This window comes from Trichococcus sp. K1Tr (genome assembly GCF_028309625.1).
In the GTDB taxonomy this organism is placed as follows: Bacteria; Bacillota; Bacilli; order Lactobacillales; family Aerococcaceae; genus Trichococcus.
Genome location: NZ_JAQMHR010000002.1, coordinates 388,873 through 406,601, shown reverse-complemented (window position 1 = coordinate 406,601; position 17,729 = coordinate 388,873). Strand labels below are relative to the sequence as shown.

The following is a 17,729-nucleotide window of genomic DNA, read 5'->3' as shown; positions in this document are numbered from 1 at the left end:
TACATGTATAAGGTTTTGCTTTTATTTTTTGGCTGGCGGCAATTTTTCCCAATAGCCGGGTTTGTTCTCTTGGCGGCTGCGGGCGATGCCCATCGCGCCTTCAGGCACATCTTTTGTGATGGTCGAACCTGCAGCTAGGAATGTGTTGGCCTCGACGTTGACAGGCGCCACAATGTTCACGTTGCAGCCGATGAACGTATTGTCACCGATGCTGGAACGGTGTTTGTGCTTGCCGTCATAATTCACGAAAACAGTGCCGCAACCGACGTTGATGTTTTTACCGAGATCCGCGTCTCCCACATAAGTCAAATGTCCGACTTTTGTGTCTTCGTTCAAGACCGCGTTCTTCACTTCCACAAAATTTCCGATATGGACGCGTTTTCCGATGTGGCTGTTCGGTCTCAAGTGGCTGAACGGGCCGATGTTGCTGTCCGATTCCATCACGGAGTCCTCCAGATTTGAACTTCTGATCTGGACGCGGTCACCGATCGTTGTATTGCTCAGTTCTGAGCCTGATCCGATGAAACAATCTTCACCGATGATCGTTTTCCCTTTCAGGAATACGTTCGGCTCGATGACTGTGTCGCTTCCGATGATCACATCCGACTCGATGTAGGTATTATCCGGATCGATCAAGGTAACGCCGTTGCGCATGTGTTTTTCATTGATGCGTCTATTCATGTAGACGGAAGCCTCAGCCAAAGCGACACGATCGTTCACACCCAAAGCTTCTCCCATGTCGCTCATCTGGTAAGCCGTCACGATTTCGCCTTGGTTTTTCAGGATTTCGATGACATCCGGCAAGTAGTACTCGCCTTGCGCATTGTTGTTGCCCACTGATTGCAGCGCAGCAAACAAAAACTTGTTATCGAACGCATACGTACCGGTATTGATTTCCTGCACAAGCACTTCTTCCGGAGAAGCGTCTTTTTGTTCCACAATTTTTTCTACGTTATCTGAAGCATTTCTGATGATGCGGCCATAGCCGTTCGGATCAGCAGCATGCGCAGTCAGGATAGTTGCTTTCGCTTTTTTCTCTTCATGGTATTGCAACAAGGATTCCAACGTCTCTGCAGTCAGGAGCGGCGTATCTCCGCAGATGACCAACGTAGTGCCTTCTTCGTTCTCCAGCACAGCTTGCGCTTGCAGGACAGCATGCCCTGTTCCCAATTGTTGCGCCTGCAATACATATTCCGAACGATCCCCCAAGCATCCTTTAACAGTATCCGCACCATGCCCTACAATTGTAACTACCTTCTCAATGCCAGCAGCCTCAACTTGATCCACGACGTGCTCTACCATTGGTTTTCCGCAAACTGCATGAAGCACTTTATAAAGCTTGCTTTTCATGCGCGTTCCTTGACCAGCAGCAAGTATGATTGCAAAACGATTAGCCATAAGCAACTCCTATCTTTTCATTTTATTCCTTCAACTAAATTATCTTAGCGTAAAAACTTGCTTTTTTCAATATGATGTCGTACATAAATACCGACTTCTTTTCATTTTCTAATGGAAATACGAAGAATGCGGATACATTGTTTCTTATTGACCGGTTTTTTGGATATACTTGTAGACAGTAAGACACATCGAAAGGATTGATCCCAATGACAAAACCGACTGCATCATTTTGGATACACGAACTGTTGCTTCAGCCGCATGCGGAAGGCGGCTATTTTCGCGAAACCGGCCATTCCCCCGAACTGATCGTTACCGAAGATCGGAGGGAACGCTATCTCTACAGCAACATCCTCTTCTTGTTGACTGCAGACAACCCTTCCCATTTTCACCGTTTGAAATCCGATGAGGTCTGGTATTTCCATGAAGGCAGCACCTTGACGATCCATTTATTGCATCCTGACGGCCGTTATGAGGCGATCAAGATGGGTCGCCAGCCCGAAAAAGGAGAGCTTTTCCAATTTACGGTTCCGAAAGGGGTCATCTTCGGGAGCAGCATCGAAGGAACATCCGGAGACTATGCTCTCGTGAGTTGCATGGTTTCCCCGGGATTCGATTACCGTGATTTTGAATTGTTGCCTTATGATGCGCTAATCAAAGTCTATCCTGACTGCGGGAGCATTTTGGAAAAATTGGCCTACAAAAAATTGCCAGAGGCTTCTTTCAGGAAAGATCACGTGTGAATCCCTCAGAAATCCCACTTGGTGAAGCCCACTTTTCCCCAACACACACCAAAGAGCCGGACCTTAAACTTGCGTTTAGGGGCCAGCTCTTTTTCATGGTTATCATCAATCGGTGCTTGAATCGAAATAATTGCCCAAGCCCACGCTGATGGAATGATCTTTCAAATCAATGTTGTTTACGCGGATAAGCGAAGTATAATCGAATACTTCACGCTTGGAATTGTAGCCGGCTTCAGCGAAGACGGTTACGCCGACTGTCTCCGATTCGAATTCGGAAATCATGCTGCGCATACCGTTGATGGTGCCGCCGCCTTTCAGGAAATCATCGACGATGAGAACTTTTGAACCGCGCGGCAAACTGCGCTTGGATAGTTCCATTTTTTCAACACGATCGGATGAACCTGAAACGTAATTGATGCTCACTGTGGAGCCTTCGGTAATTTTCGAATCACGGCGCACGATGACGAACGGCACATTCAGATAAGTGGCGACTGCTTGCGCGATCGGAACCCCTTTAGTGGCGACGGTCATGACTGCATCCACTTTTTTGTCGACGTATTGTGCTGCAATGACACGCCCGATTTTCTGCAGGATTTCCGGATTACCCAACATGTCAGAAAGGTAAACGTATCCCCCTGGCAACAGACGATCTTTGCTGTTCATGATTTCGCACATTTCTTCTATAATTTCGCGGGCATTTTCTTTGGTGATTGTCGGAATATATTTAACGCCGCCTGCTGCACCCGGAAGCGTTTCGACAATCCCTGTTCCCCGATCTTCAAATGTTTTCTTGATAATGGATAAGTCTTCACTTATGGATGATTTCGCTGATTCATAACGTTTAGCGAAATAGGTCAATGAAATCAACCGATGCGGTCTCTCTAATAAGTAACGGGTCATATCGACTAACCGTTCACTGCGCTTTATTTTCAATCCAAATCTCTCCTCATATTGCGTTGTTTTCCCTATTATATAGTTGATTCCTGAAAAATGGAAGCATTTAATTGTTGATTGTTCGTTTTTAATCGAATTTTAGCAAAAAAAACAAGAGCAATGTTCTGCTCTTGTCCATATATCTTATTGTTAAGATTCTACTTCTTTTCGGCGATGAACTTATAGATGCTGGTCAAAATGAACATGGCCACGAAAACCAAGGTAATTGTGGCACCGGGAGGCGTCCCGTACTGATAGGATGCGAACAATCCCCCGTACATTCCCGTCAAACCGATGCCTATCCCAAGCAGGATGACGCCGTTGAAGGTATGCACCAATCTCATCGAGATGGCTGCCGGCAGAATCATGATTGAAGAAACCAGCAATGACCCGGTAATCGGCATCACCACGCTGATTGCGACCCCTGTAATCACCGAAACCAACAGCGACATCATGCGGACCGGCAAGCCCGCTGTATGGGCCGTGTCTTCATCAAACGTCAACACATACAACGGTTTGCGAAAAATCAGATACAATAAAACGACTATGATTGCCAATGCCAATAAGATGAGGATCTGCTCATCATTGATGGTGATGATCGAGCCGAATAAAAACTGCTCGACACTTGCGTTCTGTTTCCCGGATACGAAGCTCATCAAAACCAATGCTACCGCCATTCCCGTAGCCATCAGGATTGCGATGGATATTTCCGAATAGCCTTTGAAGATGACGCGTAAATATTCGATCCCGATCGCCGCCAAAATGACGATGGCTAATGTTGTAAGCGTAGGATTGATATTAAGGAGCATCCCTAAAGCAACTCCGGCCAAGGAAACATGTGACAGCGTATCCGCCATCAAGGATTGCCGGCGCAAAATCAGCAGCAGGCCCAAAATGGGTGCCATGATTGCGATCAATGTTGATGCTTGGAAGGCTCTTTGCATAAATCCATAGAGAAACATCTCCACGGCGAATCCTCCTTTCTGACCAACTGAATATGGGTATCCATAAATTCTTTGATATCTTCGTGCTCATGCGTAACCATGATGATTGCTTTGTTGTGGACTTGTGAATTGTGTTTCAGCAAGCGATAGAAACGCTCGCGCGATTCCTTGTCCATTCCGGTTGTCGGCTCATCGAGCACAAACAAGTCCGGATCGGTTGCGAAAATGCGGGCCAAAGCGATGCGTTGTTTTTGCCCACCGGATAGTTCACCGATTTTTTTGTTGCGCATCTCCCACATTCCCACTGATTCCAAAGCTTTTTTTACATGGGTATTATCTTCTTCATCCAATTTTTTGAACCATTTGCCTTTTTGGTATCTGCCCGACTCCACAAACTCAAGTACCCTGCTCGGAAACCCGATATTGAACGACGAAATTTGCTGCGGTGCATAACCGATCGTAAGCTTTTCCCCACGATGGTTCACCTTCGAAATAGTCGCGCTGCCCTCCCGGGGATTCAACAGGCCCAGGATGCTCTTCAATAAAGTGGATTTCGCCGCGCCGTTTTCGCCTGTAAGGATGACGAATTCCCCTTCGTGCACTTGGAATGTGATATCCTGCAGGACAGGTTCATCATCGTAATAGAACGACAGATGCTGTACATCGATATATTCCACTTGAATTCCCCTTTTCTCTTACTGGATCACTTTTTTCAAAGCTGTCAAATTTTCTTCCATCACACTCAGGTAATCTTTGCCCGCTTCTTGGTCTTCATCGGTTATCCCTTCAAGCGGACTCAGCACTTCAAGTGTGGCCCCTGCTTCTTCGGCAAGCGTTTCTGCGGTTTTCGAAGAGGCGCTGTCCGAGTAATAAACGGTAGTGATCTGATTATCGATCATAAATTGCTGCAGTTCAGCCAGCTTGGCAGGATTCGGTTCCGCATCGGATGATACATCGGATACCGCCACTTCAGTCAGTTCGTAGCGGCGGGCGATATAGCCGAAAGCTGCATGCTGGACGACGAATGTGCGGTTCTCGGCATCTTCAAAGGCAGTCTGATATGCCAAGTCCAGTTCCGCCAATTTTTCGTTAAAGGCAGCTGCATTCGCTTCGTAACTCTCTTTGTTGGCTTCATCCGCCTCAAGGACTCCGGCCAATATGGCGGTGACTTCCTCTTGTGCATACACCGGATCCAACCAGACATGCGGATCGACGTTGTGGGCATCTTCGCCTTCTTCATCACTGTGCTCTTCTTCGGCAGCCTCTTCCAACTCAAAAAGCGCGATATCCTTAGCAGCCTCAACGACGATCACATCGCTCGATTCAATCGATTCCAGAACACTGGGTACCCACGTTTCCATTTCATCGCTGTTGTAGACGAACACATCAGCGTCAGCAATGGCCGCGATATCCTGTGGCGTCGGCTCATAGCCATGCGATTCTTGTCCGGCATCCAACAAAACGGAAACTTCGCCATTATCGCCTACCACGTTTTTCGCAAAGTCATACATCGGATAGAAGGTTGTGACAACCTTTATCCCATCTTCAGAAACGGCTGACTCATCGCTTCCGCTCGTTCCGCAACCAACCAGAACAAGGGCTGCTGCAGACAGAATGCCTGTCAGTTTCAATCTATTTAGCATAATTTATTATTCCTCCAAAACGTAATGATTACTGTTTAAGTCCCGATAGACACTTTATCACAATTGGATGCAACGCGTCAACCATTCCGCTTCCGTTTCACAAGCAAAAACCGCAAACACCCTTCAGGGGGATTCGCGGTTTTGATTAATCATTCTTCATTCAACAGTCGGACCATGTATACTTCTTCGCAGAATCCTCGCAGACTGTTGTAGACTCTTTTGATGCGCGACGTATTTCTGCTGAATCCGATGATGGTCGGGCCGCTGCCGCTCATCGTCACGCCATCAAGTCCGTACTTCTCCATCCGGTCCTTCAATTGGCGCAGTTCCGGATGCTTATTGAAGGTCACTTGTTCCAAAGCATTCCCTACGTTCTGACACATCCGCTCGTAATCGCCCTCCTCGATGGCTTGCGCTACGATGCGGGAAGTCGGTTTGTGCTGCAGTTGCTCGACAGCCAACAGCCGGAAAATCGTCTTCGTCGAGACGCTTAGGCGCGGTTTCGCCAAGATCACCCAACAGGATGGCATCGGCCGCAGTTTGCGGACGATTTCCCCTCGGCCTGATACGAAGGCTGTGCCGCCCACTATGCTGTAGGGAACATCCGAGCCTACTTGGTTGCCTATCACAATCAGCTCCTCAACAGAAAGCTGCAGATCCCAAATCTTGTTCAGCGCGCGCAAAGCCGCAGCCGCATCCGTGCTGCCTCCGCCCAATCCGGCAGCTACAGGGATTTTCTTGTCGATTTCGATTTTGATCCCCTTTTTTATTCCGCAACGGTCTTTGAGAAGCTTCACTGCTTGATAGACATGATTACGCGTATCCACGGGCAAAAATACTTTGTTCGTGTAGATTCTGATTTCATCTTTTTCGAGAGGAGTAAACGTAAGATGGTCCGCGAGGTCGACTGAAGCCATCACCATTTCGAGTTCATGGTAAAGGTCATCCCGCTTATACAATACATCTAACGCCAAATTTATTTTTGCCGGTGCACGTTCAATCCATTCCATCGCTCCACGCTCCTCTCCACTGTCCTTATACTACAATACTAGCGTAAGCGTGCCGTTTTTAAAAGAATTATATGCCAATAACCAAGAATTACTTTCTGAATGATCAATATCTCATGGCTCAGTGCCCGGAACCGGTTTGTTCCGCAAACGATTCCGCCTGCAGCATGCGATTTTTCCATAAAAAAAAACAGACATTTCGATGTCTGTTTGATTTATTTGGAATAAGTTCTTACATAATTTAAGCGTACAGGCATTTTTCTTCATCGTAAAATAAGATCTCTACAGCTTCGGTTAAAACATCTGCATAACTGTATGATACACGTTCAAATGCATTTTCGTTTTGGTCTAGATCAACTACAAATACAGCATGATACGTTTCCCGTAAAATACCTTTTCGTTCCGTCTTGCGTTTGCGTCCTGCTTGCGCAGTCAGCATAACTTTCTGCCCTAAGTGACATTCCAGTTGTTCCTTAATCTGACTCAAATTATCCGGCATTCTGTTTCACCTCACTGAGTCACATTATAACACAGATAAATTAAATTAACAAGTATATCACAGAGGACGAATGCACGCAACTATGAAACGAAGAAATTTTTAAAGAAATCTTATCAACTTTTTTTACTTTTTTTTAGTAAAACTGCTGATCGTAAAATTGCACCGCGGATGCATCACCTTCCCTTAGCAATGAGCTCCGGAAGGTGATGCGTTCATACCGCTAGTGCTTCTGGACGCAAAAATATCAGGTTGTTTTTTGATAATTTATTGAACGTCCAAATATTTGACTAAGGCATTCGCCAGGTCCGCAAATTGTTCGATGCTCAGGGCTTCTCCCCGTTTTGAAGGGTCAATGCCGGCTTCTTCAAGTCCGGTTGTCAAAGCTGCCTTGATCTCTTCCGTTTTGCCGTAGCGGGATTGCAGATTGTTCCAGAGCGTTTTTCTGCGCTGATTGAACCCGGCGCGCACCAAATCAAAGAAGAACTTCTCATCGGTAACTTTGACTTTAGGTTCCGCTCTCCGCTGCAGCTTCAGGATTGCCGAATCAACATTCGGTTGCGGCACAAAAACGGTTTTCGGAACGATGAAGGCAATCTCGGCTTCCGTATAGTAGTCGATCGCAATCGTCAATGAACCGAATGCTTTCGTTCCAGGTTTGGCTGTCATGCGCTGCGCGACTTCCTTTTGCATCATCATCACAAACGTGTCGATCGGCAAATCAGTCTCTATGAAATTCATGATGATCGGCGTCGTGATATAGTAAGGCAGATTCGCTGCCACCACTAATCGTTCGGCTGGTTCAAAATGCTCTTCGATGACTTGCGGAACATTTGCCTCCAGAATATCCTGAAAAATGATTTCGATATTATCGTATTCCGCAAGTTCCGTCTTCAGAATCGGCGCCAGACGTCTGTCCACTTCAAACGCCACTACTTTTTTAGCTTCTCTGGCAAGGCGTTCCGTCAAGGCTCCGATACCGGGGCCAATCTCGATCACATTGGTGTTTTCGTCTATTCCGGCTGCAGCAACCATCTTCGTCAATATATTCGGGTCAACCAAAAAGTTTTGGCCTAGGCTCTTCTTCATGGTCAAATGATATTTTTTTAAGATGGCGTTCGTTCTGCTCGGTGTTGCTATATCCTTATGGTATTCTAATCCACTCATTTATTTTCCTCCTCCTGCCGCAGAGCGGTCAGGCTATCCTTTTCATCCAGTTCTTTCAAAATTGCCGTCATCGCTGCAGTAACAGCTTCTTTTTCCAATTGGAACATTCGCAGACGTTTCAACAACTGTTTCCCATTCGTATGGCCAATCCCAAGCGCATCCCCCAGCAACTCCCGGTAACGGCTTGAATCAGCATGTCCGACCAAGTGCCATTCATCCAGGAATTTCCTGTCGATGTCGCTCGTTTCTGCTTGCCTTTGCGTGTAGATATTCTTCAGAGCTTCCCTTATGATTTCCGGAGAAGCATGCTCAATTCCGAGGCTTCCACCTTTTGGGGATTGCGCGTCATCCTTGCGCAAGAACGCATGCTTGACGCCGGGGATCCGTTCCACGATTGTTGCCCGGATCTTCCCGCCTGGATAATCAGGATCTGTGAAGACGATGACGCCACGTGTCGCTTGCGCATGGGCAATCAGCTGCAGCGTTTCTTCGTTGATTGCCGATCCGTTCGTTTCGATCGTATCAGCCTCCACCGCCAGCTTAATCCGTCTTGTATCATCTTTTCCCTCAACCACTATAATCTCTTCTATTTTCATCGATCATCCAACCCAAATAATGTATTTGCGTTTTTGGTTGTCTGCAGCGCGATCTGTTCGAAGGTCTGGCCGCGTAATTCAGCAATCTTTTCGGCTACATAGCGTACATATGCCGGCTCGTTTCGCTTTCCGCGGAAAGGAACGGGAGCCAGATAAGGTGCATCGGTTTCGACCAAGAGTCTCTCGATCGGAACAGCTTTGGCCACTTCATGGACTTCTGTCGCCTTTTTGAAGGTGACGACGCCGCTGATCGAAATGTGCATGCCCAAATCCAAAAACTTTTTCATGTAGTTCACATCACCGCTGAAGCTGTGCATGATGCCACCTATGTCGCGCACATCCTCTTCCTTCAGAATGCGGTACGTGTCTTCGATGGCATCACGCATATGGATGCTGATCGGCAATTCCATTTCTTTTGCGATCGCGATTTGCCTCCTGAACACTTTCGCTTGGACGTCATGCGGCGCTGTGTCCCAGTGGTAATCCAGCCCCATCTCACCCATGGCAACAACCTTTTTTTCTTCAAGCAATGCCATCAGGCTGTCCTCCACTGCAGCAGTATAGGTCGCTGCTTCTGTAGGGTGCCAGCCGATGATACTGTAGATATCAGGATATTTCGCGCTCAATTCGAGCGATTTTTTTATGGTGTCCGCATCAAAGCCCACGACCGCAAATCTTCCGACACCGGCATCGTGTGCCCTTGCGATGGCCGCATCCGCATCATCCGCAAAAGCGTCCACGTTCAGATGCGTGTGTGTATCAAATAATAGTTTATCCATAGATTCCTTTCCGGTTCCTGTGGGAAGACCGTTGCCTGCCCTGATTCTTCTGCATCTAAAATGGACAAAGGAGTCCGGGACAACTGTCCCAGGCTCCTTGAATCACAAAAACCCTTATGCCACTGTCGAACCATTCGCTGCCGATTCAGGTGCAAGTATCACTTGCAGCACGCCATCCTTTTCAGCAGAAAGGATCATCCCTTGGCTGATTTCACCCTTCATTTTGCGCGCTTTCAGGTTAGCGACGATGATGACTTTCTTGCCGATGAAATACGCAGGATCCGGATACCATTGCGCAATGCCTGACAGGATTTGGCGATGACCTTCATCACCAGCATCCAGACGGAATTTCAGCAATTTGTCCGCGCCTTCGACTTTCTGGCAATCGATGACTTCAGCTACCTTCAGCTCGACTTTATCGAAGTCTTCATATTTGATCTGTTTTTCTTTTTCGGAAGTCAGTACAGTAGTCGTCGGATCCCACTCGGCCGCGACTGTTTCCTCTTCCACTGGGGCCGTTCCGCCCATTTGCTCCTTGATGTAGGCGACTTCATCTTCCGTAACCAAACGAGGGAAGATTGGTGTGCCTTTTTCGACTACCTTCACGTCCGCCGGGAACGTTCCGAAGGCTACATTTTCCCAAGCGCCTTGTTTTTCGAAGTCCAAACCAAGTTGTTCATACATTTTGAACGGTGCCTGCGTCATGAACGGAGACAAGAGAATGCCGACGACGCGCAAAGTTTCCGCCAAATGCGCCATGACGCTTCCCAACTCCGCTTGCTTGGACTCGTCCTTCGCCAAGACCCATGGAGCTGTCTCGTCGATGTATTTGTTTGCGCGGGAAATAAGGCGCCATGTTTCGGACAAGGCCGAACTGAACTGCATGTTGTCCATTTCCTTCTGGTAATTATCGGTCACTTCCGCTGCCATCGCTTTGAGTTCCGCATCGAAAGCCGTTTCCGCCGCAAGCGCCGCTGGGATGTTCCCTCCGAAATATTTATTGATCATGGCGATTGTTCTGTTCAGCAAGTTGCCCAGATCGTTCGCCAAATCATAGTTGATCCGGTTCACGTAGTCCTCAGGCGTGAAGATGCCGTCGCTGCCGAACGTCACTTCGCGCATCAGGTAGTAGCGCAAAGCATCCAACCCGAAGCGGTCCACCAGCATATCCGGATAGACAACGTTGCCTTTGGATTTGGACATTTTGCCTTCCTTCATCAACAACCAACCGTGCCCGAAAATTTTCTTCGGAAGCGGCAGATCCAATGCCATCAGCATGATCGGCCAATAGATGGTGTGGAAACGCACGATTTCTTTTCCGACCATGTGCACATCAGCCGGCCAATATTTTTGGTAAAGCGAATCATCAGCCGAACCGTAGCCCAAGGCAGTGATGTAGTTCGCCAATGCATCGATCCAGACGTAGACCACGTGCTTCGGGTTGCTCTTCACGGGAATCCCCCAGGTAAAGGTCGTCCGTGAAACAGCCAGATCCTCAAGGCCTGGTTTGATGAAGTTGTTGACCATCTCGTTTTTGCGCGACTCCGGTTGGATGAAATCGGGATGCTCATCGTAATAAGCCAACAAGCGGTCTGCGTATTTGCTCATACGGAAGAAGTAGGACTCCTCTTTCACCAACTCGACTTCATGGCCACTTGGCGCAACCCCGCCGATGATTTTTCCGTCGGCATCGCGGTATACTTCAGCCAATTGGGTTTCCGTGAAGAACTCTTCGTCGGAAACGGAATACCAGCCTTCGTATTCGCCAAGATAGATGTCGCCTTGTGCCAATAATTGTTCGAAGATCTGCTGAACGGCCTGGACGTGGTCATCATCAGTGGTGCGGATGAACTTATTGTTGGAAATGTCGAGACGTTTCCACAGATCCTGCATATCCTGGGCCATGCCATCAACATATTCTTTCGGTGTGATGCCCAATTCTGCTGCTTTGTTCTCGATTTTTTGTCCGTGCTCATCTGAACCGGTCAGGTAGAACACATCGAATCCCATCAGTTTTTTATAGCGCGCCATTACATCGCATGCGATTGTCGAATACGCATTTCCGATGTGGAGCTTACCGCTCGGATAATAGATTGGAGTAGTGATATAAAATGTATTTTTTTCTTTAGCCACGAATGAGTGCGCCTCCCTGAATTCTAAGTTGTTTGCGAATGTACGCAACTTACCGTACCATTCTACCACAAAAGTCAAGGATTTGGGGGCGAAATTCGAAACAAGCGGTAACCTAACGCCAACGCCTGCACCTCCGGATCCACGCACAAAAAAACCGAAAGCAACGTTCAGCTCCCGGCCGTTCCAGCGTCATTCAGCTTTTTCAGTATAGTTGTGGATGGCATCACGCAAAAAGGCGGCGGCTCCTTTGCCTGATGCTTTGTCATAATAATCGGTGAACCTTTCGTCGTCGACATACATCTGGGCCAGCCCGCGATGCGCTTCCGGAGAGTAGCTCGGCCAAGTATAGCTCAGCCACTGTTTATGCAACGCAGCAACAGCCAAGGCAGCCTCTCCGCCGGCATCCCCCGTAGCCATCGCTTCCGTCAGCAGCTCCTGCAAGCGTGCGGCCATCTCCTGCATTGCTTCAAAATCCGCTTCACTCATTCCTGCGAAGTGCTTGTTTGATGCCGCAACGGTCTTTTCTCCGTATTTTTCGCGGATTTCCTGCCCGTAGCGGGATTCGTTCTCGTCGAGCAGCTCCTTCTTCAAGCCTTCAAACTTTTCTTTGTCGCTCATTTTTTCCCCTCCTCTTTTCTCATTAAGCGTAGCATCCACCGTTTTGATCAGCAATTCGATTTCTTTCTTTTTCTCCAACAGCGCCTGTTTATGCGCGACCAACGAACGTTCCGCGTCATAGGCCGGATCATCCATCGCTGATTTGATTTCATCAAGCGAAAAGGACAGCTGTTTGAAGAACAGAATCTGCTGCAGCCTGTCCACCTCTGCCTCACCATAGATGCGGTAGCCGGAGGAACTGGTGCGTTTGGGCTTCAGCAGACCGATTTCGTCATAGAAGCGCAGCGTCCTCGTGCTGACGCCAGCCAGTCTGCTTAATTTTTGAATCGTGTACTCCATTGTGTCACCTCCGATGATTTCATCTTACACCTTGACGCTGCGTCAAGGTCAACAAATTCCCTCCGTAAATACAAAAAAAAAAACAGCCCCGGAGGACTGTCGTGAATTTTGGATTATCTTGCAACACGTACGGCAAATGATGCGCCGGAAAGGTTGTAAGAAGAATAAGTGACTGTTTGGCCTGGCGCTGGAGCGTGGATGTATTGTCCGCCGCCTACGTAGATAGCTACGTGATAAGTCGCACCGCTTGAACCCCAGAAAATCAAATCTCCCGCTTGTGCGGCTGATACGGCAATCTGTGTACCTGAGTTTTCTTGAGGAACTGTGTAGCCACCGATTTCGATGCCGTATGCTTCTCTGAAGACATAAGACGTGAAGCCTGAGCAGTCAAAGCCTGATGGTGTTTTTCCGCCCCATACATAAGGAACGCCGATGTATTTCGCAGCAATGGAAACAACATCGCCTGTTGGTGCTGATAATGTTGGTGCAGTTACGACTGGCGCTGCCACAACGGGTGCGCTGACGACTGGTGCAGCGGCTGCAGGAGCGGACACAACGGGTGCACTCTCAACAACTGGTGCAGCGGCAACTGTTTGAGCAGGCGCTGCTGACTCGGAGCTTGCTACAGTGCTTGATGCAATGTCAACTGATGATGCAGCAGTAGAAGATTCTTCTGAACTTGCTTGTGCGACTGTCGCAGCTACAGTTGCTGCAGCAGCTTCAGCGGCAGCAATGGAAGCAGCCTCTGCGGCAGCGCGTTGGTCAGCTTCTTCTTTTTGAGCCAAGAACATTTCGCGGTCGGATTCAGCTGTTGCTTTTTCAGCAGCCAAAGCGGCAACTGCGCTCTCTTGTTCGATTCTCTTCACTTGCAGATCGCCTTTAAGTTGTTCCAACTCCATGGCCATTGCATTGATTTCGTTTAAGTTATCTTCAGTTTTATTTTTCTTGTCCTCAACAGCTTTTTGATCCGCAACTTGCTGTTCTACCAATTCTTTATTGGCTGAAACCATTTTTGATACAACATCAATGCGGGATACTAAATCTGTGAAAGATTCGGATGCCACGATAAAGTTCAAATAGTTTTCGTTTGAACCGTTCACTTGAACAGATCTTGCTTGCTCATCCAATTGCTCTTCGCGTTGTGCGATGACAACTTGCAGTTCGGCAATATCTTCTTGTAAAGCAACAATCTCATCTTGTGTCTTTACGCGGTTTGCCAATAAAGTTTCTGCTCTTTTTTCGGCTGCATCAACTTCCGCAGTGATTGCAGACAAGTTTTCTTCTGCAGAGCTTTGTTTGCTGTCCAATTCAGTGATTTTTGTTTCCTGCTGTTGGATTTTTGTTAAGATTTCATCTGCTTGTGCTGTAAAAGGCGTTACTATACTTGTTGCAAGGATCGTACCTGCTAATGCGATAGCCACTAATTTCTTCTTCAAGTCTAATTCCTCCACTTACATTCGATTTTCGTTAGTTATAATTCTTATATATCTTTTAACTTTTTATAGTTTTTCTTAAGATTCATCAACATAATGAATCATAACATAGTTTTTTTTCGTTTAACCCGGTTTCGACAAGTTGTAGCCTAACTGTAACATTTCTGTAAAACGATTTGCTTAATGTGTCCAAATCCGCGCCATCAGTAATATTTCATGCACTTGCCGCTTTTGTAATATTTCTGTAGCATTACTTTTTTTGTTGTCATGGTTGACATTTAAAGTTTTACTGCGCTATACTTACGGCAATTAACCAATACAATAAAAAGCGATGAAAAAGACAGTAGAATCGGGATTTTGTCCTATAGAGAGTCAGCGTTTGGTGGAAGCTGATGCAAGCCTGGATTCGAATTACACTTTGGAGCTTTCTTATGCGATTAAGCGGCCGGCATACGATACATGTCAGAGTGGCAAAGTCTTTCCGATTCAGGATGATTCTGCAAGCTGGGTGGTAACACGGTAACTATCGTCCCTGTTCAAACAAGAATTTTCTTGTCTGGACAGGGATTTTTTGCATATAAATTTATTAGAAAAGGAATGAAGCACATGAATATCATCGACGAATTAGAATGGCGCGGCGCCATCAATCAACAAACGGACGCGGCAGGTTTGCGCAAATTAACGGAGGATGAGCAGATTGGCCTGTATTGCGGCGTTGACCCTACCGGCGACAGCCTGCATATCGGACATCTGATTCCCTTCATAGTATTGAAGAGATTCCAATTGGCAGGACACAAGCCCGTTATCCTGATCGGCGGCGCGACCGGATCGATAGGCGATCCAAGCGGAAAGAGCGAAGAAAGAGTTCTGCAATCGATGGATCAAGTCGTCGAGAATGCAAATGCTTTGACCTCTCAAATGAAGAAATTGTTCTTGTCGGACAGTTCGGCTGACATCCGCCTCGTCAACAATTACGACTGGACCAAAGATTTGACACTGTTGGATTTCCTGCGCGACTTCGGCAAGAACTTCAACATCAATACGATGTTGGCGAAAGATATCGTAGCCAGCCGTCTGGACACCGGCATTTCCTTCACGGAATTCACTTACCAAATTCTCCAGTCCATGGACTTCCTGCACCTATTCCAGAATGAGGGCGTCAACCTTCAGATTGGCGGCCAAGATCAATGGGGCAACATCACTGCCGGTTTGGATCTGATCCGCAAAAAAGAAGGCGCGGAAGCAAAAGCTTTCGGTTTGACAATTCCTTTGATGTTGAAGGCGGACGGCACGAAATTCGGTAAGACTGCCGGAGGTGCCGTCTGGTTGGACCCTAAGAAAACAACCCCTTACGAGTTCTACCAATTCTGGGTGAACCAAGACGACCGTGACGTCATCAAATACTTAAAATACTTCACTTTCCTTTCGAAGGAAGAAATTGATGCGCTGACTGAAAAAGTTGAAACAGAACCTCACAAACGCGAAGCCCAAAAAGTATTGGCATCTGAAATGACGCGCTTCGTCCACAGCGAACAAGCCTTGACGGACGCTCTCAAGATCACCGAAGCACTATTTACCGGCGAAGTGAAGGAATTGACTGCCAACGAAATCGCTGAAGGTTTCAAAAATATGCCGACTTTCGAATCCGACCTGAAGGAACAGGAATTGGTCACTTGGCTGGTCGATATCGGCATCGAACCGTCACGCCGTCAATCACGCGAAGACATCCAAAACGGCGCCATCTCCATCAATGGCGACAAAGTCACGGATCTGGAATTCGTCATCACTGCCGAAAATTCTTTCGAAGGCCGCTTCATCTTAGTACGCCGCGGCAAAAAGAAATATTTCCTGGTAAAGTTGGTGTCTTGACATGACAACCCCACAACTCTTTTCGCGCGAAGCCGCACTCCGGTTAGAACCGGTCGAAAGTTTGGAGCAGATCAACGAACTATCCCGCTTGGCTGACATCATCTGGCATGAGTACTATCTGCCGATCCTGGGACCCGCACAGGTAACCTATATGTTGGAAAATATCCAATCCAGAGCGAATCTGGAAGAGGATATCGAAACAGGTAAATTGGATTATTTCCTCATCAAAAGCGAGGGGCAATCCGCCGGTTACTTGGCTATCCAATTACAGGACGACAAACTGTTCATCAGTAAGCTCTACCTGCTTCAGGAAGCGCGCGGACAAGGCTATGCCTATCAGATCATGCAAAAAATGGTCGACCTGGCCATCAGGGAACAGAAAAAAGCCCTGGAGCTTACCGTCAACAAATACAATGAAGGTTCGATCGCATTCTATGAAAAATACGGTTTTGTGCGCACAGAATCCATCGTCTCCCCCATCGGAGGCGGCTTCGTGATGGACGACTACGTCTACCAATATCCGCTCACACCAACACAATAAACAACGCAAATAGAGGACAGCTGAACTTCCGCTCAGCTGCCCTCTATTTTTTTGCGCTTCCTAATTCGACCACTCTTTCGGGCTCCACATCCGCCCATCCAGTTCGCCTTCCATCTGTTCCATCCGTTGATGCTGTTCTTGGAAGAGTTTTTTCGTTTCCTGGAAGAGTGCTTTTTGCCGGTAATCCTTGCTCGCTTCCACTAAATGATCCAGCTGTTCCTGCACCCAATTTTCAGTTTCCATTGTCGTCCCCCGCTTTACCTTTACCCAAGCTGATTGCCTTCCATCTGTGCCAACGTCCACGCCAGATCATCCAAGTGCTCGCGGTTGTCCTTCAAAACGGCAAGCAGATGCTCCACCAGTTGCTGATCCGCTTCGGAAAGTCCCGCTTTCCCGAGCGACTGTAGCTGGAGTTTGAACCAATTTTCCGTTGCCGTCAGACTGGCATCGTTTTCTTTGGACAAATATTGCTGATAGCTGATCAGCAATTCTTTCTTCTTGCTGTCGCTCAGATAATCGAATTTCGAAATGACGTTCGTCGGCAAGTACACCATGCCGCATTTCCTTGCCATCGCCTGAAACGGCCGGGTCAGTTCCGAAATCGTGAATCCTTCCCTGCCCCCCGCTTGGTATTCGCGTTCATTCACACCCAGGGCCAGAACGAGACCGAATTCTTTCCCCGACAGCCTGCTGCCTTCAGCTCCATAAGCGAAACCTTCAGTCAGCACGACATCCTGCCATTGCTTCAATAAAGCAGGCGAACTGTACCAATAGAACGGGAATTGGAAAATGATGCGGTCATACTGGAGCAATTGCTGTTGCTCGGCCTCCCGATCAATCTGCCCATCCGGATAAACCGATTCGAGATGGTGCCACGTCACCCCTTCAGCCGGAAGACTTTCCCACAGAAACCTTTGCGCATTCGAATCAGCCAGCGTCGGGTGGCTGACTATGATTAATGTTTGCATCCTTTCACCTCATTCACTCAATAGTTCTTCATCCGAATCATAACAAGCTGCCGGCCAGAGTTCAAGTTGCATGCTCACTCATCGCGAAACCAACAAAAAATCCCTTCCATCGCCATCCAGGTAAA

At 47.7% G+C, this 17,729-nt stretch carries 18 protein-coding genes and 1 other annotated feature; of the genes, 3 read left to right on the top strand and 15 right to left on the bottom strand.

The genetic code is table 11. The features are described from left to right. Nucleotides 1-21: 21 nt before the first annotated feature. A complete protein-coding gene (gene glmU, locus PH235_RS05330) occupies nucleotides 22-1,398 on the bottom strand; it encodes a bifunctional UDP-N-acetylglucosamine diphosphorylase/glucosamine-1-phosphate N-acetyltransferase GlmU (protein WP_272161369.1) in 1,377 nt (458 codons plus the stop codon). A gap of 206 nt (nucleotides 1,399-1,604) precedes the next feature. On the opposite strand from glmU, the gene PH235_RS05325 reads away from it, so the two are divergent. Further along, entirely contained in the window at nucleotides 1,605-2,138 is a 534-nt protein-coding gene (locus PH235_RS05325) for a cupin domain-containing protein (protein WP_272161368.1), read from the top strand. A gap of 105 nt (nucleotides 2,139-2,243) precedes the next feature. On the opposite strand, the gene purR is transcribed toward PH235_RS05325, so the two are convergent. The 12 genes from purR to PH235_RS05265 all read right to left on the bottom strand — a co-directional run bounded on the left by purR (nucleotide 2,244) and on the right by PH235_RS05265 (nucleotide 14,229). After that, entirely contained in the window at nucleotides 2,244-3,071 is an 828-nt protein-coding gene (gene purR, locus PH235_RS05320; RefSeq protein WP_140185369.1) for a pur operon repressor, read from the bottom strand. Nucleotides 3,072-3,229: 158 nt separating this feature from the next. Beyond that, complete coding sequence (locus PH235_RS05315) at nucleotides 3,230-4,039, bottom strand: metal ABC transporter permease (RefSeq protein WP_272161367.1); 810 nt, start codon at nucleotides 4,037-4,039, stop codon at nucleotides 3,230-3,232. Next, nucleotides 3,985-4,692, bottom strand: a complete 708-nt coding sequence (locus PH235_RS05310; protein WP_272161366.1) for a metal ABC transporter ATP-binding protein — start codon at nucleotides 4,690-4,692, stop codon at nucleotides 3,985-3,987. The genes PH235_RS05315 and PH235_RS05310 overlap by 55 nt, the downstream gene beginning before the upstream one ends. 18 nt (nucleotides 4,693-4,710) lie before the next feature. After that, a complete protein-coding gene (locus PH235_RS05305; protein WP_272161365.1) occupies nucleotides 4,711-5,658 on the bottom strand; it encodes a metal ABC transporter solute-binding protein, Zn/Mn family in 948 nt (315 codons plus the stop codon). A gap of 149 nt (nucleotides 5,659-5,807) precedes the next feature. Further along, nucleotides 5,808-6,668, bottom strand: a complete 861-nt coding sequence (gene ispE, locus PH235_RS05300; protein WP_272161364.1) for a 4-(cytidine 5'-diphospho)-2-C-methyl-D-erythritol kinase — start codon at nucleotides 6,666-6,668, stop codon at nucleotides 5,808-5,810. Between the two features lie 238 nt (nucleotides 6,669-6,906). After that, on the bottom strand, nucleotides 6,907-7,164 hold the full coding sequence (locus tag PH235_RS05295; RefSeq protein WP_086987295.1) for a Veg family protein: 258 nt from the start codon (nucleotides 7,162-7,164) through the stop codon (nucleotides 6,907-6,909). A gap of 264 nt (nucleotides 7,165-7,428) precedes the next feature. Continuing rightward, nucleotides 7,429-8,328 carry a 16S rRNA (adenine(1518)-N(6)/adenine(1519)-N(6))-dimethyltransferase RsmA gene (gene rsmA, locus PH235_RS05290; RefSeq protein WP_272161363.1) on the bottom strand — a complete coding sequence of 300 codons (900 nt, stop codon included), beginning with the start codon at nucleotides 8,326-8,328 and terminating at the stop codon, nucleotides 7,429-7,431. Next, complete coding sequence (gene rnmV, locus PH235_RS05285; protein ID WP_272161362.1) at nucleotides 8,325-8,924, bottom strand: ribonuclease M5; 600 nt, start codon at nucleotides 8,922-8,924, stop codon at nucleotides 8,325-8,327. The genes rsmA and rnmV overlap by 4 nt, the downstream gene beginning before the upstream one ends. Continuing rightward, the gene (locus PH235_RS05280) at nucleotides 8,921-9,703 is read right to left on the bottom strand and encodes a TatD family hydrolase (RefSeq protein ID WP_272161361.1); all 783 of its coding nucleotides are present in this window, start codon (nucleotides 9,701-9,703) and stop codon (nucleotides 8,921-8,923) included. The genes rnmV and PH235_RS05280 overlap by 4 nt, the downstream gene beginning before the upstream one ends. 114 nt (nucleotides 9,704-9,817) lie before the next feature. After that, on the bottom strand, nucleotides 9,818-11,836 hold the full coding sequence (metG, locus tag PH235_RS05275; protein ID WP_272161360.1) for a methionine--tRNA ligase: 2,019 nt from the start codon (nucleotides 11,834-11,836) through the stop codon (nucleotides 9,818-9,820). Nucleotides 11,837-12,025: 189 nt separating this feature from the next. Next, the gene (locus PH235_RS05270) at nucleotides 12,026-12,793 is read right to left on the bottom strand and encodes a MerR family transcriptional regulator (protein ID WP_272161359.1); all 768 of its coding nucleotides are present in this window, start codon (nucleotides 12,791-12,793) and stop codon (nucleotides 12,026-12,028) included. Between the two features lie 113 nt (nucleotides 12,794-12,906). Next, entirely contained in the window at nucleotides 12,907-14,229 is a 1,323-nt protein-coding gene (locus PH235_RS05265) for a C40 family peptidase (RefSeq protein ID WP_272161358.1), read from the bottom strand. Between the two features lie 319 nt (nucleotides 14,230-14,548). Next, nucleotides 14,549-14,763: a binding site (T-box leader), on the top strand. Between the two features lie 69 nt (nucleotides 14,764-14,832). On the opposite strand from PH235_RS05265, the gene tyrS reads away from it, so the two are divergent. Together tyrS and PH235_RS05255 are read left to right on the top strand one after the other, a co-directional pair. Then, nucleotides 14,833-16,095, top strand: a complete 1,263-nt coding sequence (gene tyrS, locus PH235_RS05260) for a tyrosine--tRNA ligase (protein ID WP_272161357.1) — start codon at nucleotides 14,833-14,835, stop codon at nucleotides 16,093-16,095. A gap of 1 nt (nucleotide 16,096) precedes the next feature. Then, nucleotides 16,097-16,636 carry a GNAT family N-acetyltransferase gene (locus PH235_RS05255; RefSeq protein ID WP_272161356.1) on the top strand — a complete coding sequence of 180 codons (540 nt, stop codon included), beginning with the start codon at nucleotides 16,097-16,099 and terminating at the stop codon, nucleotides 16,634-16,636. Nucleotides 16,637-16,696: 60 nt separating this feature from the next. On the opposite strand, the gene PH235_RS05250 is transcribed toward PH235_RS05255, so the two are convergent. Together PH235_RS05250 and PH235_RS05245 are read right to left on the bottom strand one after the other, a co-directional pair. Continuing rightward, nucleotides 16,697-16,879: a hypothetical protein gene (locus tag PH235_RS05250; RefSeq protein WP_106448970.1), complete on the bottom strand. Its 183-nt coding sequence runs from the start codon at nucleotides 16,877-16,879 to the stop codon at nucleotides 16,697-16,699. Nucleotides 16,880-16,899: 20 nt separating this feature from the next. Then, nucleotides 16,900-17,604, bottom strand: coding sequence for an NAD(P)H-dependent oxidoreductase (locus tag PH235_RS05245; protein ID WP_272161355.1), 705 nt, complete (start codon nucleotides 17,602-17,604; stop codon nucleotides 16,900-16,902). Nucleotides 17,605-17,729: the final 125 nt, after the last annotated feature.

What these genes read in the sequence shown, in the direction of transcription:
- rnmV (WP_272161362.1), bottom strand. Translation starts at nt 8,924, where the DNA reads ATGAAAATAGAAGAGATTATAGTGGTTGAGGGAAAAGATGATACAAGA.
- PH235_RS05255 (WP_272161356.1), top strand. Translation starts at nt 16,097, where the DNA reads ATGACAACCCCACAACTCTTTTCGCGCGAAGCCGCACTCCGGTTAGAA.
- PH235_RS05305 (WP_272161365.1), bottom strand. Translation starts at nt 5,658, where the DNA reads ATGCTAAATAGATTGAAACTGACAGGCATTCTGTCTGCAGCAGCCCTT.
- PH235_RS05325 (WP_272161368.1), top strand. Translation starts at nt 1,605, where the DNA reads ATGACAAAACCGACTGCATCATTTTGGATACACGAACTGTTGCTTCAG.
- ispE (WP_272161364.1), bottom strand. Translation starts at nt 6,668, where the DNA reads ATGGAATGGATTGAACGTGCACCGGCAAAAATAAATTTGGCGTTAGAT.
- PH235_RS05270 (WP_272161359.1), bottom strand. Translation starts at nt 12,793, where the DNA reads ATGGAGTACACGATTCAAAAATTAAGCAGACTGGCTGGCGTCAGCACG.
- rsmA (WP_272161363.1), bottom strand. Translation starts at nt 8,328, where the DNA reads ATGAGTGGATTAGAATACCATAAGGATATAGCAACACCGAGCAGAACG.
- PH235_RS05245 (WP_272161355.1), bottom strand. Translation starts at nt 17,604, where the DNA reads ATGCAAACATTAATCATAGTCAGCCACCCGACGCTGGCTGATTCGAAT.
- tyrS (WP_272161357.1), top strand. Translation starts at nt 14,833, where the DNA reads ATGAATATCATCGACGAATTAGAATGGCGCGGCGCCATCAATCAACAA.
- glmU (WP_272161369.1), bottom strand. Translation starts at nt 1,398, where the DNA reads ATGGCTAATCGTTTTGCAATCATACTTGCTGCTGGTCAAGGAACGCGC.
- PH235_RS05250 (WP_106448970.1), bottom strand. Translation starts at nt 16,879, where the DNA reads ATGGAAACTGAAAATTGGGTGCAGGAACAGCTGGATCATTTAGTGGAA.
- PH235_RS05280 (WP_272161361.1), bottom strand. Translation starts at nt 9,703, where the DNA reads ATGGATAAACTATTATTTGATACACACACGCATCTGAACGTGGACGCT.
- PH235_RS05295 (WP_086987295.1), bottom strand. Translation starts at nt 7,164, where the DNA reads ATGCCGGATAATTTGAGTCAGATTAAGGAACAACTGGAATGTCACTTA.